General features: G+C 39.2%; 20 protein-coding genes and 1 tRNA gene. 5 read left to right on the top strand and 16 right to left on the bottom strand.

The annotated features are described in order from the left end of the window. Window positions 1-98 precede the first annotated feature (98 nt). Window positions 99-794, top strand: coding sequence for a VIT1/CCC1 transporter family protein (locus tag ADJ60_RS06550; RefSeq protein ID WP_049544161.1), 696 nt, complete (start codon window positions 99-101; stop codon window positions 792-794). Between the two features lie 193 nt (window positions 795-987). Here ADJ60_RS06550 and ADJ60_RS06540 read toward each other — a convergent pair whose 3' ends face one another. Together ADJ60_RS06540 and ADJ60_RS06535 are read right to left on the bottom strand one after the other, a co-directional pair. Continuing rightward, window positions 988-2976 (bottom strand): ABC transporter permease, encoded by a 1989-nt coding sequence (locus ADJ60_RS06540; protein WP_049544156.1) that lies wholly within the window; start codon window positions 2974-2976, stop codon window positions 988-990. 1 nt (window position 2977) lies between these two features. After that, window positions 2978-3736, bottom strand: a complete 759-nt coding sequence (locus tag ADJ60_RS06535; RefSeq protein ID WP_000173372.1) for an ABC transporter ATP-binding protein — start codon at window positions 3734-3736, stop codon at window positions 2978-2980. A gap of 426 nt (window positions 3737-4162) precedes the next feature. On the opposite strand from ADJ60_RS06535, the gene ADJ60_RS06530 reads away from it, so the two are divergent. Continuing rightward, window positions 4163-4360, top strand: coding sequence for a hypothetical protein (locus ADJ60_RS06530; protein ID WP_049524568.1), 198 nt, complete (start codon window positions 4163-4165; stop codon window positions 4358-4360). Between the two features lie 137 nt (window positions 4361-4497). Here ADJ60_RS06530 and ADJ60_RS06525 read toward each other — a convergent pair whose 3' ends face one another. From ADJ60_RS06525 to ADJ60_RS06515, 3 genes are read right to left on the bottom strand one after another with little or no spacing between them, the layout of a single operon-like run. Beyond that, window positions 4498-4770, bottom strand: coding sequence for a PspC domain-containing protein (locus ADJ60_RS06525; protein ID WP_001085044.1), 273 nt, complete (start codon window positions 4768-4770; stop codon window positions 4498-4500). Window positions 4771-4828: 58 nt separating this feature from the next. Beyond that, window positions 4829-5278, bottom strand: coding sequence for a SprT family protein (locus tag ADJ60_RS06520; RefSeq protein ID WP_049544154.1), 450 nt, complete (start codon window positions 5276-5278; stop codon window positions 4829-4831). Further along, window positions 5265-7394: a Tex family protein gene (locus ADJ60_RS06515; RefSeq protein ID WP_049544152.1), complete on the bottom strand. Its 2130-nt coding sequence runs from the start codon at window positions 7392-7394 to the stop codon at window positions 5265-5267. The genes ADJ60_RS06520 and ADJ60_RS06515 overlap by 14 nt, the downstream gene beginning before the upstream one ends. Window positions 7395-7675: 281 nt before the next feature. Between ADJ60_RS06515 and ADJ60_RS11855 the strand changes: the two genes are divergently transcribed. The 3 genes from ADJ60_RS11855 to ADJ60_RS06495 are packed head-to-tail and all read left to right on the top strand — an operon-like array spanning window position 7676 to window position 9525. Continuing rightward, window positions 7676-7807, top strand: a complete 132-nt coding sequence (locus ADJ60_RS11855; protein WP_000268685.1) for an SPJ_0845 family protein — start codon at window positions 7676-7678, stop codon at window positions 7805-7807. Further along, window positions 7808-8713 carry a permease gene (locus tag ADJ60_RS06500; protein WP_049544148.1) on the top strand — a complete coding sequence of 302 codons (906 nt, stop codon included), beginning with the start codon at window positions 7808-7810 and terminating at the stop codon, window positions 8711-8713. Beyond that, window positions 8710-9525: a TIGR03943 family putative permease subunit gene (locus ADJ60_RS06495; RefSeq protein ID WP_049544146.1), complete on the top strand. Its 816-nt coding sequence runs from the start codon at window positions 8710-8712 to the stop codon at window positions 9523-9525. The genes ADJ60_RS06500 and ADJ60_RS06495 overlap by 4 nt, the downstream gene beginning before the upstream one ends. A 297-nt stretch (window positions 9526-9822) precedes the next feature. Here ADJ60_RS06495 and ADJ60_RS06490 read toward each other — a convergent pair whose 3' ends face one another. The 11 genes from ADJ60_RS06490 to leuD form a co-directional block, all read right to left on the bottom strand. Beyond that, complete coding sequence (locus ADJ60_RS06490) at window positions 9823-10209, bottom strand: type II toxin-antitoxin system death-on-curing family toxin (protein ID WP_239668893.1); 387 nt, start codon at window positions 10207-10209, stop codon at window positions 9823-9825. A gap of 23 nt (window positions 10210-10232) precedes the next feature. Then, window positions 10233-10427, bottom strand: a complete 195-nt coding sequence (locus tag ADJ60_RS06485; RefSeq protein WP_049510528.1) for an AbrB family transcriptional regulator — start codon at window positions 10425-10427, stop codon at window positions 10233-10235. A gap of 418 nt (window positions 10428-10845) precedes the next feature. Then, entirely contained in the window at window positions 10846-11772 is a 927-nt protein-coding gene (locus ADJ60_RS06480) for a bifunctional riboflavin kinase/FAD synthetase (protein WP_049544145.1), read from the bottom strand. A gap of 143 nt (window positions 11773-11915) precedes the next feature. Next, window positions 11916-15455 (bottom strand): chromosome segregation protein SMC, encoded by a 3540-nt coding sequence (smc, locus tag ADJ60_RS06475; RefSeq protein ID WP_049544144.1) that lies wholly within the window; start codon window positions 15453-15455, stop codon window positions 11916-11918. After that, window positions 15446-16144 carry a ribonuclease III gene (gene rnc / locus ADJ60_RS06470; RefSeq protein WP_049544142.1) on the bottom strand — a complete coding sequence of 233 codons (699 nt, stop codon included), beginning with the start codon at window positions 16142-16144 and terminating at the stop codon, window positions 15446-15448. The genes smc and rnc overlap by 10 nt, the downstream gene beginning before the upstream one ends. Window positions 16145-16327: 183 nt before the next feature. Further along, window positions 16328-16399 (bottom strand) — tRNA-Arg (locus tag ADJ60_RS06465). A 66-nt stretch (window positions 16400-16465) separates the two neighbouring features. After that, complete coding sequence (locus ADJ60_RS06460) at window positions 16466-17452, bottom strand: GMP reductase (RefSeq protein ID WP_049544141.1); 987 nt, start codon at window positions 17450-17452, stop codon at window positions 16466-16468. 174 nt (window positions 17453-17626) lie between these two features. Beyond that, entirely contained in the window at window positions 17627-18946 is a 1320-nt protein-coding gene (locus ADJ60_RS06455; RefSeq protein WP_172672640.1) for an McrC family protein, read from the bottom strand. Then, window positions 18930-20600: an AAA family ATPase gene (locus ADJ60_RS06450; RefSeq protein ID WP_000391559.1), complete on the bottom strand. Its 1671-nt coding sequence runs from the start codon at window positions 20598-20600 to the stop codon at window positions 18930-18932. Before ADJ60_RS06450 ends, ADJ60_RS06455 begins: the two co-directional genes overlap by 17 nt. Before the next feature lie 163 nt (window positions 20601-20763). Further along, a complete protein-coding gene (locus ADJ60_RS06445) occupies window positions 20764-21543 on the bottom strand; it encodes an L-threonylcarbamoyladenylate synthase (RefSeq protein ID WP_049544140.1) in 780 nt (259 codons plus the stop codon). A 27-nt stretch (window positions 21544-21570) separates the two neighbouring features. After that, window positions 21571-22164: a 3-isopropylmalate dehydratase small subunit gene (gene leuD / locus ADJ60_RS06440; RefSeq protein WP_049544137.1), complete on the bottom strand. Its 594-nt coding sequence runs from the start codon at window positions 22162-22164 to the stop codon at window positions 21571-21573. Between the last annotated feature and the right edge of the window lie 8 nt (window positions 22165-22172).

Here is a 22172-nt window from a genome sequence, read left to right as displayed (position 1 = left end):
AAGCTCGTAAAATTAAAATCGTGCAACTTTTTTCAGACAGTTTTAAAAGATTGATTTCCTTATATTTTTCCTTTATACTGGATAAAAAGGAGAATAATATGTCAGAAACAAATCACGAAATTGATTCAAATTTTGCAGGTCGTTTAAATATCCTGCGTGCGGGTGTGCTTGGTGCCAATGATGGGATTATTTCCATTGCTGGTGTGGTTATCGGGGTTGCTAGTGCCACGACCAATATCTGGATTATCTTTTTATCAGGCTTTGCAGCTATTTTGGCAGGTGCCTTTTCAATGGCTGGTGGAGAATATGTATCCGTTTCAACTCAAAAAGATACCGAGGAAGCAGCCGTTGCGCGTGAGCAAGTCTTGCTAGACCAAGATATGGAACTAGCCAAAAAGTCCCTCTATGCTGCCTATATTCAAAATGGTGAGTGTGAAACATCAGCCCAACTTCTCACCAACAAAGCCTTTTTAAATAATCCGCTCAAGGCTTTGGTAGAGGAAAAATATGGGATTGAGTATGAAGAGTTTACCAATCCTTGGCATGCTGCTATCTCTAGCTTTATTTCTTTTTTCCTTGGTAGCTTACCACCAATGCTTTCAATTACCATTTTCCCAAGTGAATACCGCATCCCTGTTACTGTCCTTATCGTCGGTGTGGCCCTTCTTCTCACTGGTTACACTAGTGCCAAACTTGGAAAAGCCCCAACCAAAACAGCTATGATTCGAAACCTAGCTATTGGTCTCTTGACTATGGGAGTTACTTTCCTGCTCGGACAACTTTTCAGCATTTAATACTCTTCGAAAATCTCTTCAAACCACGTCAGCGTTGCCTTGCCGTAGATATGGTCGCTGACTTCGTCAGTCTTATCTACAACCTCAAAACTGTGTTTTGAGCAACCTGTGGCTAGCTTCCTAGTTTCCTCTTTGATTTTCATTGAGTATAAAATACAAGAAATACCTCGATTTTGAAGTCGAGGTATCTTTTTTACATTTGGACAATCTTGCGATAACTTCTTGAAGTAATCATGAAAATCAGCACATAGGCGATGAGGAAGATAGCGCAGATAGACAAGGTCACAGTCAACATCATATTCGTATCTATTACACCAATCACTTTTAAAATCAGACTAAGCATATGGTAGGCAAAGGCTAGATGTATGAAGGCAAAAAGCAAAGGAAGGAAGAAAACAGTTAAAACCTGTTTGTTAATGGTTTGCTTGATTTGCTTTTGATCTAAACCGACTTTCTGCAAGATAATAAAGCGCTCACGGTCTTCATAGCCTTCAGAAATTTGTTTGTAGTAGATGACCAGAACCGTTCCGACCATAAAGATAATGGATAGGAAAATACCGATAAAGAAGACACCACCAAAGAGGGCACTCATCTGAGAACTAGCATCTGCTAGATTGCTACCGTAAACATAGCTACCTTCCGTGTTTAATTGAGCATTAAACTGATTGAGGTATTTATCATATTCTTCAGCGACCTTGAGTTGTTCTTCTTCGTTGGCATTTACATTCATACCACCGTAAAACTGATTATAGATAGCCGAATCTGGGAATTGATCCAAAAAGGCTTGTAAATTAGGTACAACAAGGTAATTGTAATCAGCAGTCAAAATATTAAACTGATTTGGAACATGGTTTACAATGAAATCTTTAGTAAATTCTTCTTTGACAGAAAATTGATGATCATTTAGAGTTAGAGCTTTCTGTTCTTTAACTCCCTCATTCTTTGCAAAGAGTCCGACCTCATTTCCTGATAGAGACAATTTTTGGCCAGTCATATTTTCATAATCTTTTTGGTCAAATACCATGAAAACTGTTGTGGGTTGGACACGATTTTGTCCTTTTTCAAAAAGGGTTAACTTGCTACCTTCTTGGTTTGCAACACCAAAGTAAGCGTAACGAAGCACTTCTTTCTCTTTAATCTTATAACCTTTATCACTTGCAAACTGGCTCAAGAGTTTGTCCAAGTCTTCTTTTTCAACATTTTGCCCTGAAACCCCAAAATCATGCGGATTTAGAACTTTTTTAAAGCTTTCTGAGGCATTGAAAATACTAGTAGCTGCTGACATGGTTACCAAAACCATTGTTGACAAAATTGCGACAGTTGCTAGTCCAACCGCATTTTTCTTCATACGGAAAATCAAGTTGGACACTGAGATAAGGTTATTGGGCTGGTAATAATATTTCTTGTTTTTCTTTAAGATTTGTAGGAAGACTGTAATACCTGCATTGAACAAGAGATAGGTTCCAAAAATAACCAGCAAAACAGCTAGGAAGAAAGTTGTTAAGGCTGTAAGAGGATCTTTTACAGTAAGGGAAAGATAATATCCAATCCCTAAACTTATGGAACCAAGAATAGTTTGTAGAGGTAGGAAACGACCTTTTTTCTCTCCGCTTGCTTTCTCACGAGAGAGCTGGAGGGCATTCATACGGGCAATTCGAAGGGCATTCAGGAACATGAGGCCTAGGAAAATCAAACCGAAGACAACAAGTACTGTAATGACAACTTTCATTTGGAAGGTAGCGACCAGCTCAACCTTTAATTTCATCAGTTTGAGTAGGAAAGCGAAAATTAACTTGTCAAACAAGGCTCCAATACCGATACCTGCTCCAACAGTTAGAATCCCAAATACCACTAACTCCTTAAAAGTCATACTAATTAGATGGCGTTTCTCCAAACCCAGCATGCCATAAATCCCTAGTTCCTTGGAACGGTTCTTCATGACAAAACTATTGGCATAAAGGACGATAATGGCTGACGCAAGGGTGACGACAAACATACCAAATCCAAGTGTAGCCTGAATGGTTGTTCCTCCACGGATTTCAGCAATCTTGGGATTGAAAGTTAGAGAGTAAAAGAGATAGGTGACGGTGACTGCCAAGAGAACAGCCAACGCAAAAGGATAGTAGAGTTTGCGGTTTTTAATCAAGTTCGATACCGCTAACTTATTGGTTAATCGAAACATACTAATTCACCTCGCTTGCCATGACAGTCAAGGTATCAGAAATTTCTTGGAACATCTGACGTTCTGTCTTCTCTCCACGGTAGATTTGGTTGTAAAGAATGCCGTCTTTGATAAAGAGTACACGTTTAGCTCTGCTAGCTGCTGCTGTTGAGTGGGTTACCATGAGAATGGTTTGGCCACGCTCATTGATTTCATCAAAGACATCAAGTAAGGCTGCAGATGACTTGGAATCAAGGGCTCCTGTTGGCTCATCCGCAAGGAGAATTTCAGGTTCTGTGATGATGGCGCGGGCTACTGCTACACGCTGTTTCTGACCACCAGAAATCTCGTAAGGGTACTTCTCTTGCAATTGGTTGATACCTAGATTCTCAGCTGTCACCACCAATTTCTTCATCATCTCCGTAATTGGTCTTCTTGACAAGACAAGCGGAAGCAAGATATTATCCTTTACAGAGAGAGTATCTAGCAAGTTAAAGTCTTGGAAGACAAAGCCCAGCTTTTCACGACGGAAGCTAGAAGCCTGTGAATTTTTAATGGTTGCTGTATCAGTTCCATTCAGATAAACCTGACCACGAGTTGGTTTATCCAGCATAGCTAGGATATTGAGAAGAGTTGATTTACCAGAACCAGACTCACCCATGATGGCAACGTAGTCACCCTTTTCGACGGTAAAGTGAATATCCTTGAGGGCTTCTACTTGGTTGCCCTGAAAACGAGTTTTATAAATTTTTTGAACGTGTTTTACATCTAAAAGTGTCATGAGAATCTCCTTTCTTAATATCCCATCAAATGAAATGTCGCTTGCATCATAGCGCATCCCAGTTGAACACGCTCGATATCTTTGTAGCTTGGTTTTCTTGTTTTCTTCTGTAAGATTTGTTTCATGATGTTACTCCTTTGTTCTTTATGAGTCTAGTTTACATCAAAAAAAGACCGCTTGCCATAACCTAACCTTACAAAAAAGGCTTTAATCTTACATTTTTGTAAGATTGGGGGAATGTAAGCAAAATTACTTAGAAAATAATTTGATTTTCTATTTTAAAAATTTTAAAAAATAAGTGTGAAAAGGCTTACTTTGGAAAGGAGGAAGCGGGAACTAACATTTGAGTAAGCTTACCTAGATAACATACCATTAAATTTAACACTTGCAAGTTGTTCAACCTATAAGGAAAGAAGGGGCGCTTTAATGAAACATAAAGAACATATACTCATCGGACTTCTCTATCTCCTCTCTCCATTCATCGGTCAGCTCTTAGTTGAAAAAACATACTTTATCGGTACAGAATTTACAGCTACTGCTTATGCTATTTGCTGGCTATCAGTTGTTATCAGCATCCATCATTTTTCAAAAAATGTATTGTCTCAGCATGAAAAATCAGATTAGAAATCTAAGTTCAAAATATTATTTTTAATTTGTATATGAGGCTGAGAAAATCTTATTAAAAGTAAAAAAGCTTTAAATCAAGCAGTTTAGACTATTGATTTAAAGCTTTTTGCTTATTCCAAATCTTCTGTAGAACCTCACCAAAACCAGCCTTCATTGTCGTCAATAGCTTGGGCTTCTTTGCGTTTACGTGGGCCTGTTCCGTACATTTCTGCTTCGATTTCTTCCTTGGTAGGCATGATAGAAGCTAGGATGATATAGATAATCACGCCAAGTCCAAAGTTTGCGACTGTAAAAATGGCAAATAAGAAACGAACAAGGGTAACATCAAAGTTCCACTTGTCTGACAGACCTGCCAAAACTCCTGAAATCATACGATTTCGTCTCATTTTATAAAATTTACTGTTCATGATATTTCCTCTTTCTGCTAGGTTAGACATAGTATATCACGGGTAGGCTCGGCTTTCATCAGTCCTCAGGCTGATTTACTAGTAGCAATTTACCTCGACAAAGTCCACATCGATAGCGTTTGGTATCAATCCTTCGCTTGCGCTGATAAGTTTGCTGGCAGGATTGACAACGATAAAGTTTGAGTGGTTTAGAGTGGCTATTTGTCAAGGAGGGCACAAAGCGTAATCCATCCACTGCTTTCAACAGTTCCTTAAAATCCCAATCCTTGTGTTGATAGCCCTTCCCTTGAAAATAGAGGTGATAATGACAGAGTTCATGTCGGACAATTTTCCTAAAAACATCCAGACCCAGTTCCTGATAAACCTTGGGATTAAAATCCAAATGCCCATCTTTGGGGAAAAATCGCCCACCTGTCGAACGTAGACGAGAATTCCACTGAGCTTGATGGATAAAAGGTCTGCCGAAGTCTTTTAGTGAAACCTGCTTAACGTAATCAGTCAGTTTCATTTGGAGCGAGGAGCGACAGATTGACTTTTTCACGTTCAGTATCGATTTTCTTAACCCAAACCGTTACCAAATCTCCGACTGACACTACTTGGCTAGGATGTTTGATAAATTTGCGACTCATATGGGAAATGTGAATCAAGCCGTCTTCGTGAATTCCAATGTCAACGAAGGCACCAAAGTCAACTACATTACGCACCACACCCTCTAGCTTCTGGCCTACCACTAAATCTTTGATATCTAGGACATCTTGGCGAAGCACAGGTGCATCAAAGGAATCACGGAAATCTCGACCTGGTTTGAGAAGGTCTGCAATGATATCTTTAAGAGTTTCTGGTCCAAGGTCTAGCTCTTGCGCCATTTCCTTGACTGAAAGCGACTTGAGTTTGCCTTGGGCTTCTTCGTTTAGGTCTTTAATATCTAAACGTTTGAAGAGTTCCTTAACGGCAACGTAATTTTCTGGGTGAACTCCTGTATTATCAAGGATGTTGCTACTTTCAGGGATACGAAGGAAACCAGCTGCCTGTTCAAAAGCCTTAGCACCCAGACGCGGAACCTTCTTGATTTGAGCGCGCGAAGTGATTTTTCCTTCTTCCTCACGGTATTTGACAATATTTTCAGAAATGGTTTTATTAAGTCCAGCAACGTGGGAAAGAAGAGCTGGGCTGGCTGTATTGATATTGACACCAACTTGGTTTACCACGGTATCTACGACAAAGTCCAGACTTTCAGACAGTTTCTTCTGACTGACATCGTGCTGGTATTGACCAACACCGATTGACTTAGGATCGATTTTAACCAATTCAGCAAGGGGATCTTGCAAACGACGGGCGATAGAGATGGCAGAACGCTTTTCAACGGTTAAGTTTGGGAACTCCTGACGAGCAAGTTCGCTGGCAGAATAGACCGAAGCACCACTTTCATTGACGATAACATAGCTGACTTCTGGAAAATCTTTAAGAACTTCCGCCACAAAGGCTTCACTTTCACGACTGGCAGTTCCATTTCCGATAGCAATAATTTCCACGCCATACTGGCCAATCAGGTCGGCTAAGTCTCGTTTTGCTTCTTCAATCTGACGAGCGGAGGCTGGTTTAACAGGATAGATGACCTGTGTTGTCAGCATTTTTCCTGTCGTATCAACGACTGCCAGCTTGGCACCTGTACGAAAAGCAGGGTCAAATCCTAGAACCACACGTCCTTTTAGTGGAGCTACCAAGAGGAGATTGCGCAGGTTGTCAGAAAAGAGTTGAATAGCTCCTTCTTCTGCTTTCTCAGTCAATTCAGTCCGAATGCGGCGCTCGATAGCAGGCAAGACTTTTTTCTTAACAGATTGCTGAACAACTTCATCAATATAAGCATTTTTCACCTTGAAACGAGTAGCAAAGAAGGCAAGAATACGGTCCGTCGCATGTTCAAAACCGACCTTCAAGACACCTAGCTTCTCCCCACGATTGAGGGCTAAGGTACGATAGCCTTGCATATTTCCAACTGTCTCTGAAAAATCATAGTAAATCTGAAAGACCTGCTTTTCATCGAGACTTTCATCCTTAATTTGAGAAGTAAGTTTAGAGTGTCTCAGCACCTCCTGATAAGTCATGGCGCGCAGTGTAACATCTTCCGATAAGGCTTCGACCAAGATATCAACTGCACCAGCCAAAGCTTCCTTCCCATTCGCAAATCCTTCACAGACAAACTTCTCAGCTTCTTTCTCTAAGTCAGTTACATTCTGCAAGATTAAGCGAGCAAGTGGGAAAAGCCCTGCTTCACGGGCAATGGTTGCCTTGGTCCGACGCTTTTCCTTGTAAGGAAGATAGAGTTCTTCAACGTCTGCTAATTTTTCGGCAACTAAGATAGCTTCTTCCAACTCCTTGGTCAACTTGCCTTGTTCTTGAATCTTAGCTAAAACAGCTTCCTTACGGTCGTTGAGATTTGTCAGACTTTTATCCAAGTCGATAATGGCCTTAATTGCCACCTCATCCAAACTACCAGTCATGTCCTTGCGATAACGCGCTATGAAGGGAATTGTCGCCCCTTCAGCTGTCAAACTTAGAACGGTATCAATTTGCTTTAACGTCACTCCCAAATCCTGAGAGATTTTTTCATATTTTTTATCCATAAACCTATTATACCACAAGCTAGAAGGCTTGCTCCAATCCTTTTCATACTCAATGAAAATCAAAAAACAAACTAGGAAGCTAGCCACAGATTGCTCAAAACACCGTTTTGAGGTAGTAGATAAGACTGACGAAGTCAGTTACATATATCTACGGCAAGGCGAAGTTGACATGGTTTGAAGAGATTTTCGAAGAGTATCAACTATCGAAAACAAATTAAAAAACGCCATTTTCCTCAAAATAATAGTATAATAGAGGTAGAATTTAGAATCGAGGTACACCTATGGCTGTAAAATTTACAAAACGAGACGACTTGGATAAGATGTTTGAGGAGTTTGCGAAACTCCCTGATTTGAAACAAGTCACTTTCCCTGATGACAAAGAGAAAAAAGCCAAAGCAGAAAAGAAAAACTAGATGACTGCTTTCCAACAACTCCCTTCTAGTTTACTTCAGACTGGGGCTATTTTTCTCTCTATAATCATTGAAGCCCTACCCTTCGTTCTGATAGGAAGTATTGTTTCAGGGCTGATTGAAGTCTATATCACACCTGACAAGGTTTATCATTTTCTCCCTCGAAATCGTTGGGGGAGAATCTTTTTTGGGACCTTTGTCGGGATTCTTTTTCCCTCTTGTGAATGTGGAATTGTCCCCATTATCAATCGTTTTCTGGAAAAGAAGGTCCCCAGTTACACGGCCGTTCCCTTTCTCGTAACAGCACCTGTCATCAATCCCATTGTTCTCTTTGCGACCTATTCTGCCTTTGGCAACTCCTTCCATGTCGCCCTGTTACGAGCTCTGGGTTCCATTCTTGTAGCTGTGATACTTGGAATTTTTCTGGGATTTTTCTGGCGAGAACCGATTCAAAAAGAAAATCGTTTGGCCTGTCATGAGCACGATTTTTCTCATTTGAGTCCTGCAAAAAAAGTTTTTCAGGTCTTTGTGCAGGCCATTGATGAATTTTTTGATACGGGGCGTTATTTGGTATTTGGCTGTCTCTTTGCCTCTGTTATACAGGTCTATGTTCCGACACGGATTCTGACCTCTATCAGTGCAACCCCTCTTTTTGCCATCCTGCTCTTGATGATTTTAGCCTTTCTTCTTTCTCTCTGTAGTGAGGCTGATGCTTTTATCGGATCTTCTCTTCTCTCGAGTTTCGGCTTAGCACCAGTTTTGGCCTTTCTCGTCATTGGCCCAATGCTGGATATCAAAAATATTCTCATGATGAAAAATTACTTGAAAGCACGATTTATCAGTCACTTCATTACGATTGTGACACTCGTTGTCTTAGTCTATTCTCTCTTGATTGGAGTCATCCTATGATTCGGTTTTTAGTTTTAGCTGGCTATTTTGAATTGACTATTTATCTCCATCTGTCGGGCAAATTAAACCAGTACATCAACATGCACTATTCCTATCTGGCCTATATTTCCATGGTACTTTCCTTTATCTTGGCTATTGTTCAATTGTATATCTGGATGAAGCAAGTCAAAACCCATAGCCATCTGAACAGCCGAATGGCTAAGGTGACGAGTGTTGCTCTTCTTGCCATTCCAATTGTCGTTGGCTTAACTTTTCCAACTGTTAGCTTGGATTCTCAGACCGTTTCAGCCAAAGGCTATCATTTCCCCTTATCAGAAGGCACGGATCAAGCCATTCAGACAAGTGAAGGGACAACAAGCCAATATTTGAAACCAGATACCAGTTCTTATTTCTCAAAAACAGCCTATGAAAAGGAAATGAGAACGGCGGCGGATAAATACTTGTCCCAAGAGAGCATTCACATCACGAATGAAAACTATATGGAAGTCATGGAGGCTATCTACGACTATCCAGATGAATTCGAGGGCAAGACAGTCCAGTTCACAGGCTTTGTCTATAATGACCCCAGTCATGCTAATAGCCAATTTCTGTTCCGCTTCGGCATTATCCACTGTATCGCAGATTCGGGTGTGTATGGATTGCTGACAAAGGGAAATACCCGTCAGTATGAAAATAATACCTGGATTACAGCCAAAGGAAAACTGGTCAATCACTACCATAAAGAACTCAAACAAAATCTCCCAACCTTGGAAATTGACAGCTTTACCAAAGTCGATAAACCAGAAAATCCATACGTATATCGAGTGTTTTAAAAGAAAAAACGAACAAGTTCTCTTCTGAATGACAGAAAAAGAGCCTGTTCGTTTTTTGTTATAGTAGATTGAAATAAGATATGAACAAATCGATTAGGAAAATCAAATTAATTTCTAGAATTTTTTTAGCAGTCGTGTTGTACTATTCTAATTTCAACTCATTATATATGAGATGTAGGAAGACACCGAAAATTCTCACTCATCAATAAAAAGAGACAATATCAGTTCCTGCATGACAGATTTCTAATATTGTCTCTTTATTTTTTTCTTATGCTCATTTCAATCCAACATACTAGCTTATTTTTTAATTTTTTCTCTAATAAAATGTTTAGAAACCCATTTAGAATAGCTTATCATTTTTTCATCAGTTAAAGCTCCTACCGCTATCGTCACACACATATCAATAGCTTCTTCCGCAGAAAAAGAAAAGTGATAACCATTTAATTGTAAAAATTGAACCAAAACATAAAAGGCTGTTCGCTTATTGGTATTGGCAAAAACATACTTCTTTATCAATCGGACAAATAATATTGTTGCGTTATCAAAAATTGTTGGATAAAAAGGTTTACTAAAAACAAATTGTTCTGGTAAGTTCACAATCATATTTAACGCTGAAGGACTAACTGTTTGAATTTGCTTATTTGGAGAATACCGTTGAATTACTAAAGCATTGATTTTTTCAATTTACTTTTCCGTTAAATATACTGTCATTTTTCCACCAAAGCTTTGAAAACTTCATCGTATTCATCAAAAATTGTATCCAGTTTTAAATCAAAGGCATCATAAGAAATCTGATGTCCAGACTCTTCGGGAATAAAGATAATTTCGCCACTTGGAATATTGAATTCACTGGGAATCGTAATGGTAATTGAATTTCCTTGTTTTCTTGTTTTTACTGCCATATGATTTCCTCCTTTGAAGTATTGTAACAAATAAGTACGGTAATTACAATGATAGTGTAAAACTGCTATCTCATATCAAATCTTAACCAAAATACTTCTGCATAAGTGATTTTTTCAAGGTTTCCAATTCTTCCAAAGATTTTTGAATTGTCAATTATGATTTTGCTCTTTATGTCATATATTAAATATTTGTTAGAGGATTTGCGTTACCTTCAGTCCAAAGCATCTCCCACAACTGATCAATTTTATTTTTTAATTCACCTGTAATCATATAATCTCTTTTCTTTAGTTTTTAAAGTTATTAATATCCCTATTTTAACAGATTTCAAACAAAGCTTCAATTATGTTTATATCTATAAAAATTTCTTCCAAAAATAAAAAAAAGCAAACACAAAATATGGTTCACTTTTTAAACATTCTACTCTTCATCCTTCCAATTCCGAGCAATTTCTTCATCCTTCTGGAGTTGGTCTACCAGTTCTTCAACGGAGTCAAATTTGACCATTTCTCGGACACGATCTAGCCAGTAGACAATGACTGTCTCACCGTAAATGTCATCTGAAAAATCAAAAATATTGACTTCAAAACGTGGCTCTTCTCCATCGAAAGTAACATTTTTCCCGACACTCGCCATTCCACGATATCTTTTACGCTGCACTTCGATATCGACTACGTAGACACCATCTGCTGGCATATAAGTTCGATCTCTTAAAACTAAGTTTGCTGTTGGATAACCGATAGTCCGTCCACGAGCATTCCCATGAACGACCATGCCACGTGATGGTAGAGGAGTGCCAAGTAAATGACCAGCTTCTCTGACATCCCCATCAAGAATAGCTTGACGAATACGAGTAGAACTAATTTTCCCCTTTTCATCCTCAACAGGAGGAACAATGATGATTTCTCCATCAAAATAATCCTTCAAATCATCCGCAGTTTTCTTATCAGAACCAAACGTGTAATCAAATCCCGCTACAATAATCGCTGGTTTTAACGCCCTAACATAGGTATCAAAGAACTCTTGACCCGTTAAACTAGCAAATTTACTACTAAAGTCAAGTAAGAAAAGAGCCTCTACTCCATGCCATTTCATCTTATGTTCTCGTTCTTCATGGCTGACAATATGAAGCATTAATTCTGGCTTGTAAGGTTGCAAAGCAAGCTTAGGGGACTCTGTAAAGGTCATCACAACAACTGGAAGATAATCTTTCATCGAAGCCTTACTAGCTACTTCAAAAAGCTTCTGATGTCCCTTATGAATACCGTCAAAATAGCCTAATACAAGAACTGTTTTATCAGGTACTGCGATGTCTTTTTCATTTTTTATAGGTACTGTTGTAATCATGAAACTATTATATCATAGAGAAAGCCTTTTCGCTAAAAGGAAAGCCCAAATGTCGTTTTTTGCCCCTGAACTGACCTTAAAAAATCATTCAAGATGTTAGTTTTAAAAAATAGCATCCCCTAAGAGATGCTATCGTTTGGTAACTAGTCTACTGTTTCTTCCAAATCTTTTAACTTCACCGAAACAATTTTTGAGACACCTGATTCTTGCATGGTCACTCCATAAATAGAATCGGCTGCTGCCATGGTTCCCTTACGGTGGGTTACGACGATAAACTGGCTGTCCTTGTCAAAACGGTTGAGGTAATCTCCAAAGCGTTTAACATTGGCTTCGTCCAGCGCAGCCTCTACCTCATCCAAGATAACAAACGGGATAGTCTTAACTCGGATAATGGAGAAGAGCAAGGCAAGAGCCGATAGGGCTTTTTCCCCTCCACTCATGAGATTAAGAGACTGGATTTTCTTGCCTGGTGGTTGAACAGAAATCTCAACCCCAGCTGTCAGCAAGTCTCCCTCAGTCAAAATGAGGTCCGCCTGACCTCCACCAAACATCTGCTTGAAGGTCACTTTAAAGGACTCACGAATAGCTTCAAAGGTTGATTTAAAGCGTTCCTTGACCTCATCATTCATCTCTGTAATGGTTTCAAGCAGCAAGTTTTTCGCTGATAAAATGTCATCACGTTGGCTATTTAGGAAATCCAGACGATTGTGAACTTCTTCGTACTGTTCAATAGCATCCAAGTTGACAGGACCCAGCGAGCGAATAGCCTTCTCTAAATCTTTAACCTCTTGCTCTGCCAGATTGAGATTTTCCAACTCATGAGACTTTTCTAAAGCTTCAGTATAGCTAATCTGATACTGGTCTGTTAATTGACTTTGTAGATGGCGTAAGCGCTCGCTGACCTTTTCTTTCTTAGCTTCAGCACGTGTTTGCTTGCGAATCCACTCCTCGTTCTGCTGGCGAGCCTGATCCAAATGACTAGCAATATCATCCAGTTGACCTTCAATATCATCCAACTCAAACTGCTTGCGAATTAAACCTTGTTGGAGGTTTGTTTTCTGAGTTTTGGCTTCTTCGGCCTGTTGACTGAGCAATTCTATATCAACCTTCTCAATATTATCAACCTTTTTTTGGAGAAGGCGCTGGATTTCCTCTTGCTCAAGATCAAGATTGTCCAATTCCTTGCCTAAACGCTCAATATCAGCTACTTCATAACGTTTTTGTCCTTGCAGTTCTGTCTTAAGCAGGCGAGCTTGCGCTACCTCTTCCTGCAAGTTTTGATAGCGTTCTTGGATGGCGTTTTTGTTAGACTTAATTTCTTCAATCTCAGCTTCCAGATTTTGCTTGTCACTGGCGATTGTAGCAAGACGCTCTTGGCATTTTTCCTTGTCTGCTTGCCAATCTCCTTCAGAAAGACGATCTAATTCCTCTTCTTGGAGTTTCCAAAGAGTTTCTAACTCTTCAACTTGCTGACTGGTTTGCTGATAAGAGAGGGATAAGCCCTGCTCCTGAATACGAGCCTGCTCTCCTAGAGATTTGATTGCTTCTAATCTTTCTGTCAATCTAGTCATCTCATCTTGCAAGGTCTTCAAAGTCGCCTCTTCTGAACGCAAGCTTGCTTCTTCTTCAGCAATTTCTTTTTGCAATTGCTTCAGCTCTGGCTTGATAAAAATACTGTTATTCTGGCGATTGGCTCCACCTGCGTAAGAACCACCTGTGCGCAACTCTGTACCGTCCAAAGTCACCATACGAACCTGATAACGAACCTGGCGAGCTGCTGCACGCGCATGCTCTACAGTATCAAAAATAGCCGTCGTAGCTAGCAAGTTCTTGAAAATAGCTTCCAGTCTCTTATCAAATGCCACCAACTCATCAGCCATACCAAGGAAGCCTGAACTTGATGCGATAGTATCTTGGTTCTGACTTGAAATCGTACGAGCCTTGATAGTCGTCAACGGAAGGAAGGTTGCACGACCTGCTCTGTTTCGTTTGAGGAAATTAATAGCTTTGGTTGCCGACTCTTCATCTTCTACGATGATATGCTGACTACTAGCTCCAAGCGCAATCTCTAGGGCAGTTTGATAATGCACATCAAAAGTCAGGTGCTCACTGACTGCACCAATAATCCCACCAAGGCGATCTTTTTCTTGGAGAACACTCTTAACACCTGCATAAAAGTTACTGTGATTTCTAAGGATATTTTCCAAACTTTGGGCTCTAGCCTGTTTGTTTTTGAGATTATCCAGACGATCAAAGAGTTGACTCTGTTGAGCTTGATAGGAAGTTTTCTGCTCCTCTTGCTCCTTGGCACAGACTTGATAGTCAGCCAATAATTTCTGAACCTGCTCCTTAGCAGTTTCAAGCTCATTCCTTTGCTGACTTGCCTTTTCTTTAGCTGTAGCCAGCTGTTCTTTCAGCTTTTCTAGTTGATCTGCTTGTTTTTGAGAAAGTTGACGACTATTTTCCAACTCATTCTCGATGCGAGTCAGTTGGTTTGAGACATCTGCTTCTTCTTGTAAAAGAGCTACAAAGCGTTCACGCAGGAGCTCAATCATCTGATCAGGATCATCTGAAAAAGCTAGCAATTCAGCTTCTAAACGATTGAGTTTTTGATTATTTTGGACTAGATTTTCCTCTAAAAGTGCTAAAGAGCTTTCTTTATCAGATTTTTCTTTGCTGAGTGAGCTTCTCTTATCCTCTAAAGTATCCAAACGAGCTTGTGCTTCCTGTTGATTCAGGGCTACTTGCTCAGATTCCAGTTTTGATAGGGCTAATTTTCTCTCTAAATCACTAATCAGACTGGTCAAGTCCATCAAACTGCCCTGATCTTTGGCCATTTCAGCCTGTAAATCTTGGCGTTGCTTTTTAAGAGTTTGATTTTCTTCTTCTAATTTTTCTCTCTTTTGGTAATAGCTCGTCAAGAGTTCCTGAACCTGTGCCAACTCTTCTTCTGTCAACTCTAGTTCAACCTTATTTTCCTTGATTTGAGCAACCAGAACGTCTAAATAAATAGCCTTGCGTTGTCCTTCCAAGTCTAGAAATTTACGAGCATTTTCAGCTTGCTTCTCAAGAGGCTTGATTTGATTGTCCAACTCATAGATAATGTCCTCTAAGCGGTCTAGATTATCCTGAGTTTGCTGCAGTTTGCTCTCAGTTTCTTTTCTGCGAATCTTGTATTTTAAAACTCCAGCAGCTTCTTCAAAAATAGCTCTCCGTTCCTCAGGCTTAGAATTAAAAATCTCTTCAACCTTCCCTTGGGAAATAATAGAGAAGGAATCTCGGCCCAAACCTGTATCCAAGAAGAGGTCATGAATATCACGCAGACGGACTTTCTTGCCGTCAATCTTGTATTCGCTATCACCACTACGATAGATATGGCGTTCTACCTTGATTTCTTGGCCTGCATCCTTGATAAATCCGTCATTATTATCCAAAGTCACAACTACAGAAGCATAATTAAGTGGTTTGCGGCTTTCAGTTCCAGCAAAGATAACGTCTGGCATCTTGCCACCACGGAGACTCTTAACACTGGACTCTCCCAATGCCCATCGCAGGCTTTCTGTGATATTTGACTTTCCAGATCCATTGGGTCCAACAACTGCCGTCACACCTTGGTCAAAGACGACCTTAGTCTTATCAGCAAAAGACTTGAATCCCTGAATTTCGATTTCCTTTAAATACATGAATCCAGCCCTTTCTCAACGGCATTTTTGGCAGCTTCCTGCTCTGCTAATTTCTTAGAACGACCTTGACCTTGACCAATGCTCTTACCTTCAACAAGAACTTCTACATCAAAGACCTTATCGTGGGCAGGCCCTGTTTCAGATATCACTTGATATCGAATAGCCACATCCCCATTGACCTGAAGTAACTCCTGTAGATGTGTTTTGTAGTCTGTAATCATCTCAAATTCGCCTGCTTCAACCTTAGGAATCATGACTTGATAGATAAATTCCTTGACCTTGGCCACATCCTTGTCCAAAAGAAGGGCACCAAGAAAGGCTTCAAAGGCATCACCAAGAATGGTGTCACGATTGCGACCACCAGATTTTTCTTCCCCCTTACCCAGCTTAATAAACTGGTCAAACTGACAATCACGCGCAAAACCAGCCAAACTCTCCTCGCGGACAATCATGGCACGGAGTTTAGACAAGTCACCCTCAGGTTTTTTAGGGTATTTTTTATACAGATATTCTGAAATCAATAACTGTAGAACAGCGTCTCCTAAAAATTCCAAGCGTTCATTGTGTGAAATTTTTAAGAGGCGGTGCTCATTGGCATAACTCGTATGAGTAAAAGCAGTTTCCAATAAATTTCTGTCTGCAAATTTGATTGCAAAATGGTTCTTTAGTACAGTTTGTAATTCTTTCATACCAACCTCTTTCTAACTGATAACAGTCCTTTTTATTATATCAAAAAAAGCTCCCTGAGTCACTTTAAAATGGGACTGGAAAGCATTTGGGCATTCTTTAGAAAGAGATTTTCAGTTTTTAGGTTAAACATGAGCCAGAATAAAGAAAAAAGCCCTATTAAAGGCTTTCTTAAGATGTTTACATCCACCCTGAGGGAATCGAACCCCCATCTCAAGAACCGGAATCTTACGTGATATCCATTACACTAAGGGTGGAAACTTGTTTTATTATAACAGAAATTTGCTCTAATAACAAGTTTTTTTCTAGTGAGATAGGCCGTCTTAGTGGGACGCATCCCCATTCCAGATAGAGTTTTTCACGATAACATAATCAACGTGTTTGAGGTCTGCAACCTCACGTCCACCAGCGTAGGAAATAGCACTTTGAAGGTCTTGTTCCATCTCAGTTAAAGTGTCTTGTAAATGACCTTTGGCAGGAAGCAAGATGCGTTTTCCTTCGACGTTTTTATAGGCTCCTTTTTGGTATTGAGAGGCTGAACCATAATATTCTTTGAAGTGTTCACCATCAACCTCGATCGTTTTCCCTGGACTTTCGATATGTCCTGCAAAGAGGGAACCAATCATGACCATGCTGGCACCGAAGCGGATAGACTTGGCAATATCACCATGAGTACGAATTCCTCCATCAGCGATAATCGGTTTACGTGCAGCCTTAGCACACCAACGGAGAGCAGCCAACTGCCAACCACCTGTACCAAAACCAGTCTTAACCTTGGTAATACAAACCTTACCAGGTCCGATTCCAACCTTAGTAGCATCCGCACCAGCATTTTCCAATTCACGCACAGCTTCTGGTGTTCCCACATTTCCAGCAATGACAAAGGTATCTGGCAATTCTTTCTTGATGTGTTGAATCATAGAAATCACGCTATCCGCATGACCATGGGCAATATCAATCGTGATGAACTCAGGAGCATCATCCTTGAGCTGGCTAACGAAATCATACTCATAATCCTTAACACCAACAGATATAGAAGCAATGAGCCCTTGATCGTGCATGCGTTTAATAAAAGGAATGCGTCCTGCCTCATCAAAACGATGCATAATGTAGAAGTAACCACCTTTAGCCAGTTGCTCTGCTACATTTTCATCCAAAATAGTCTGCATATTAGCTGGCACAACAGGTAGTTTAAAGGTGTGCTTTCCTAGAGTGACACTTGTGTCCGCTTCTGCACGGCTTTTAATGACACATTTATTTGGAATCAATTGAATATCTTCGTAATCAAAAATTGGAAATTCATTTAACATATAGATGTCTCTTTTCTTTTGTAATGACCTACCTATGCTCTCGCATCCCTACGTCTTTTCCGACGTTTCCTTAATTTATTATAAACTAAAGTACAGTTTTTGTCAAATAATGTTATAAAATTAAAAATATGGTTCGGAATTTACTTGTATAAATAACAAAAGAAAGAGGAGAGATTATTTTCTCCCCACTTCTTTAGTAATATTACTTTTAAATATTTCTTCGGAGTTTTCCATCATTTCACAAAATTCACTATAGGATGAAGACTCCTGAGGAATTTGGATAGACCATTTCTTCAACAAAGCTCCATAACCTGCTAGCTTTCCTATCTCATTATCAACAACCTTGTCCCTACTCGGAAAAACAAGACCAGCCTTCTCAGCTTTCAAAATATAAGAATAGGAAATCAGCTGGAATAAGTCCTCACGGTTGATTCCTTTTTCAGTCAATTCCAGTTTTTTATACTTAGCATCTAATACTATTTTAAGCTCTTCTTGATAAAAATCTGGATATACTTTTCTTTCACGATTAGAAAATACTGAAATACCGTCCGTCTTATCCTTATTTCTAGGATGTATGAAATCTTTTGGCAACAAGGTATGAACATATTCTTCCCAAAGCCAAGCAACATCAAAGAGAATGCCATGAATTTTTTGCTCTTGATATCCAAAACCGTGCTTTTCTCTGTTTAATATCATCAGACAAAGTTCTTGTAACTTTCTGTACTCGTGAAAGTATGCATGACGTATAGGTTTAGATTGATTTCCCCGAATAATCTTAACACGATCAGCTAGTTTATAAGAAGGAGTTACCCGCACGATTTCTGCTACATTTTCACGACTAGCCAAGAGATTATCAAGAACCCCTTGACCAATGCTTTTCTGGTTCTTAATGTATTCAATAGTGTGACGGACCAACTGCATGAGGGGATTATCATAGGTGAACTCTCTCGTTGTGTAGGCAATATTTCCCGTGAAAGGAAGGTTTTTCTTGAGATGGTTTCTTACATCAATCACTCCCTTAACATGAGTGTCATTATGAGAAAATCTCTGGTATTCCTTATAAAGACCTTTTCGAATTGCAGCTTGTAGATACTTAGGGAAGAGATACATCAAAAGTTGATAAAGCCTCTCTTCAAGAGACAAAGCAACATCTAAACTAGTGAGATTGATATGAAGAACCTTGTGTAAGAGATAATGCAAAAAATGGTCATTACTCTCATCAGAAAAGCGAGAGGCAATTGTTAATCTTTCCTGACCACACCCCAGAAAACCAACCACATTTCCAGTCTTGATTTTCTGATTAACTGTTTCAAAGATTTTTTGGTCCTTCTCTAAGTCAGGAGAATTTTTCAAATCATTTGGAAAAATAAAGATATTGTCCTCTTTAGAAAGGTTATCTAGTGTTCTATCAAGAAGTGCTTGACTTAGTTTGGGATATTCTGCGACAAAGCCTTCCTTAGCAATTCTATGCTGATTATCAGTTATCCGCATCATCGTCTTCATCGCCTTCATGGTCATCAGCTACTGCCTGATCTTTTTGCTCATTCTTTGTCAGATCAAATGCTTTTTTCAATGTACCCAGAGTTTCAGCCTCTTCATAAGAACCTCGTAAGTAATCTTCCAAAAGCGGTTTGAGGTAATCAGACCAAAGTAATTCATAATCATAATCCAACTCTTTTAAATTACGGAAATAACTTGGTCCGATATGATAATGACTGTTTAACTCCTGAACGTTTTCAATAGCAGCGTTCAAGTTTCTTAAACGTTTTTTCGCTTCTTCCTCATGTCCATCTAGTTCGTTATCTAGAATGTATAACTGGCTTTCAGCAGTAACTTCAACAAAACGGAAACGACGGCGCATAGCAAAATCAAAGGTGTCCACTGAACGGTCAATATCATTCATAGTTCCGATAATATAGACATTTTCAGGGATATAAAATTTCTCATTAGTCTCATGTAAATTAGCATACTGAGTAGAAACACATCCCTTTTCACCACGATAGCCAGGGTCAATAGAGAAAAAGAGTTCACCAAAAATCTTAGAAATCTCACCACGATTAATCTCATCGATAATGAAAACGAATTTCTTGTCTGTTTCAACCTCTTCTGGAGAAATATAGTCTTTCAAAGCAAATCTTTTCTTTAAAGTTTCAAGGACTTTTTTTCCTTGGTTATGATAATAGGGCTGTTTCAGATAGTTTTCATCTTTATATAGTTCATAAACATAAGATTTTGTTAAGACAGTTCCTTGGGATTTAGTTTCATAATTGATATTAAAATTATTTCGACTATTTACTGTTAGATAGGAAAATTCTGTCAAATATTCTTTTTCATCTCTGTTATTTACATACTCAAGATAAAGATCCCAAGCTTCATCAAAATTATCTTGACCTCCAATCTTCTTAGAATCTATAGCATTCTGACAAAACTTCTTAAAAATACCATCTTGTAATTTAAACTCGATAGCTCCATCCCCATTGGATACTGGGCGCAAACCCTCGACAAAATCCGTGTAGTCATACGAAGGATGAAACTGAACAAAGCCGATTTGATCTTCGTTGCCATCCGTTAATTCTTTAGCAATTTCTTTAGCAAGATAAGTTTTTCCCGTGCCAGGAGCACCGCGGAGGATGAGGTTTTTGGATTTTCTTAATTTATCTAAATAATCGTTAATATTTTTATTCATAACAACCTTCTCTATATTTTTTCTGTATGTACCATTTAGAATAGATTTATACAAATTGATACGTTCTGAATTTCTATCCCAGTTGATGGTTTGTCTTGCACCTTTTTTACCTTGGTATTCCCATCCACCATCTACTTTCAACCAATTAACACCAATACAATGTTTAAACTCTGTTTTTGTTTCATCAAAGTAATATGTTTTCACACATTGTCCAATACCCAAAATTTTGTTAAATCCTGAGGTAGCTATTATATAATCATTTATTTTTATGTCATGTGCAAACTTCCAAATAAATAAATTTCTCTGCTTTCCTTGCTTCAATTCTTCAGGATTATTGTAATCTAAAATATTAGATAAATTAGAATCAAAATCTATACAAGCTATATTTTCTTCTTTAAATAAAGACCAAACTTTTCCACCTCCTCCTGCAACTATCATCCAATAATTTAATTTTTCTTCCATTTTGTAGCTCCATTTTCATATTATAGGCTAGTTAGTATTTAATATTTCAAAGCTCTATTTCACATATAGAATATCACATCTATATAAAAAAGAAAAGAAATTCTAAAGAAAAGTCCAGTGTTAGGAGCTTTAATGTCTCTTAACGCTAGACTTCTTCTACATTCTAATAATACTCTCCCTGACGGTAGTCCCATGAGTTAAAGGTGTCTGACAGGTGCATCATAATCTTATCAATGTCAAGCCCTTTGCGAATCACAACTGGAGCTGGTGAAGTTGAACGTGCTCCTCCTTGTTCTGGGATGAGTTTGCCGTCTTTATCGACCATAGAGACCATCACACCTTGCTCATAGCGAGTTTCAATCGTTTTGTCAGGCTGGATAGATGCCACATAGTCATCCGCCTCGATAACAAGGTCAACTGCACCTTCGATGCGTTCTCCGATACCTTCTACCTTACCACGGTTTCCTTTTCCAGATGGGTTAGCTGATGACGCAAAAACCATCTTGCCTTCTTCCCAAAGTTTGGCAGCTAATTGTTCACCAGCTTTCCCAAATTTGATAACAAAACAGCTAGTACCACGCACGTCCGTCATCAGTTCTTCACGGCCATCACCGTATGCTTTGAGTTTTTCAAAGGCTTCTGGTTTCCAAGGAAGGATACAACCAAGAAGAATGTCTTCGTCCCAATGTTTTTGGTAAAAGGCTTCAATTTCTGGGTTGAGTTGTGCTAAAGCGCGAAGCTCATCCATGCTACCACAGAGAACAACACCTGGTTTGTTACGGTTACGTTCTTTGGCTTCAAACTTACGTTCAAGACCAGCCTTGTCACTAGTCATAATGATGTAACCAACTTTTGTAGGACAAACGATACATCCGCCCTCACCTTTTAAAATGTCATAGCCTTCTTGTGAAAGTGTTCCGTTCCATTGAATGTGTTTTGTCATAGTTCTATTTCCTTTTCTATTTTTCTTCTAATCCTGCCAGTAGGCTGGTCGTTGTTTTTCATAAGCAGCAATCAAATCTTCATACTGCAAGGTAATTCCGATATCATCCAAACCATTTAAGAGTTTGTGTTTCCATTCGCTATCGATTTCAAAAGTGAATTCTCCAACTGGTGAGATGATTTTTTGTTGTTCCAAGTCCACAGTTACCTGATCACTTGGTTGTAGCTGGGCTAGTTTCTCTCTAACCTCTCTAGGCTGAACAATAGGCAGCATGCCATTATTGAGTTCATTATTGTAATGAATATCACCGAAAGATCCTGCAATCACAACCTTAAAACCATAGTCCGCTAGAGCCCAAGCTGCGTGCTCCCTCGAAGACCCTGCCCCAAAGTTATCCCCTGAGATGAGAATACTGGCTTCCCGATATTCAGGTCGGTTAAAGACAAAGTCTGGGTCCTCGGTGTACTTGTCATCCAAATAACGCCAAGCATACATGAGGTACTTACCAAAGCCTTTTTTATCAATTAACTTGAGAAACTGCTTGGGAAGGATTTGGTCAGTATCAATGTTATCATTCATAAGAGGAACGGTCGTTCCCGTATAAACTGTGAATTTCTCCATATCCTCTC

This window comes from Streptococcus pseudopneumoniae (assembly GCF_001076775.1).
In the GTDB taxonomy this organism is placed as follows: Bacteria; Bacillota; Bacilli; order Lactobacillales; family Streptococcaceae; genus Streptococcus; species Streptococcus pseudopneumoniae_G.
This window is presented reverse-complemented; position numbering and strand designations above follow the sequence as displayed.

What these genes read in the sequence shown, in the direction of transcription:
- ADJ60_RS06480 (WP_049544145.1), bottom strand. Translation starts at nt 11,772, where the DNA reads ATGATTACAACAGTACCTATAAAAAATGAAAAAGACATCGCAGTACCT.
- rnc (WP_049544142.1), bottom strand. Translation starts at nt 16,144, where the DNA reads ATGAAAGAATTACAAACTGTACTAAAGAACCATTTTGCAATCAAATTT.
- ADJ60_RS06500 (WP_049544148.1), top strand. Translation starts at nt 7,808, where the DNA reads ATGACTGCTTTCCAACAACTCCCTTCTAGTTTACTTCAGACTGGGGCT.
- ADJ60_RS06455 (WP_172672640.1), bottom strand. Translation starts at nt 18,946, where the DNA reads ATGATGCGGATAACTGATAATCAGCATAGAATTGCTAAGGAAGGCTTT.
- ADJ60_RS06550 (WP_049544161.1), top strand. Translation starts at nt 99, where the DNA reads ATGTCAGAAACAAATCACGAAATTGATTCAAATTTTGCAGGTCGTTTA.
- ADJ60_RS11855 (WP_000268685.1), top strand. Translation starts at nt 7,676, where the DNA reads ATGGCTGTAAAATTTACAAAACGAGACGACTTGGATAAGATGTTTGAG.
- ADJ60_RS06515 (WP_049544152.1), bottom strand. Translation starts at nt 7,394, where the DNA reads ATGGATAAAAAATATGAAAAAATCTCTCAGGATTTGGGAGTGACGTTA.
- leuD (WP_049544137.1), bottom strand. Translation starts at nt 22,164, where the DNA reads ATGGAGAAATTCACAGTTTATACGGGAACGACCGTTCCTCTTATGAAT.
- ADJ60_RS06495 (WP_049544146.1), top strand. Translation starts at nt 8,710, where the DNA reads ATGATTCGGTTTTTAGTTTTAGCTGGCTATTTTGAATTGACTATTTAT.
- ADJ60_RS06445 (WP_049544140.1), bottom strand. Translation starts at nt 21,543, where the DNA reads ATGACAAAACACATTCAATGGAACGGAACACTTTCACAAGAAGGCTAT.
- ADJ60_RS06520 (WP_049544154.1), bottom strand. Translation starts at nt 5,278, where the DNA reads ATGAAACTGACTGATTACGTTAAGCAGGTTTCACTAAAAGACTTCGGC.
- ADJ60_RS06540 (WP_049544156.1), bottom strand. Translation starts at nt 2,976, where the DNA reads ATGTTTCGATTAACCAATAAGTTAGCGGTATCGAACTTGATTAAAAAC.
- ADJ60_RS06460 (WP_049544141.1), bottom strand. Translation starts at nt 17,452, where the DNA reads ATGTTAAATGAATTTCCAATTTTTGATTACGAAGATATTCAATTGATT.
- ADJ60_RS06525 (WP_001085044.1), bottom strand. Translation starts at nt 4,770, where the DNA reads ATGAACAGTAAATTTTATAAAATGAGACGAAATCGTATGATTTCAGGA.
- ADJ60_RS06530 (WP_049524568.1), top strand. Translation starts at nt 4,163, where the DNA reads ATGAAACATAAAGAACATATACTCATCGGACTTCTCTATCTCCTCTCT.
- ADJ60_RS06450 (WP_000391559.1), bottom strand. Translation starts at nt 20,600, where the DNA reads ATGGAAGAAAAATTAAATTATTGGATGATAGTTGCAGGAGGAGGTGGA.
- ADJ60_RS06535 (WP_000173372.1), bottom strand. Translation starts at nt 3,736, where the DNA reads ATGACACTTTTAGATGTAAAACACGTTCAAAAAATTTATAAAACTCGT.
- smc (WP_049544144.1), bottom strand. Translation starts at nt 15,455, where the DNA reads ATGTATTTAAAGGAAATCGAAATTCAGGGATTCAAGTCTTTTGCTGAT.
- ADJ60_RS06485 (WP_049510528.1), bottom strand. Translation starts at nt 10,427, where the DNA reads ATGGCAGTAAAAACAAGAAAACAAGGAAATTCAATTACCATTACGATT.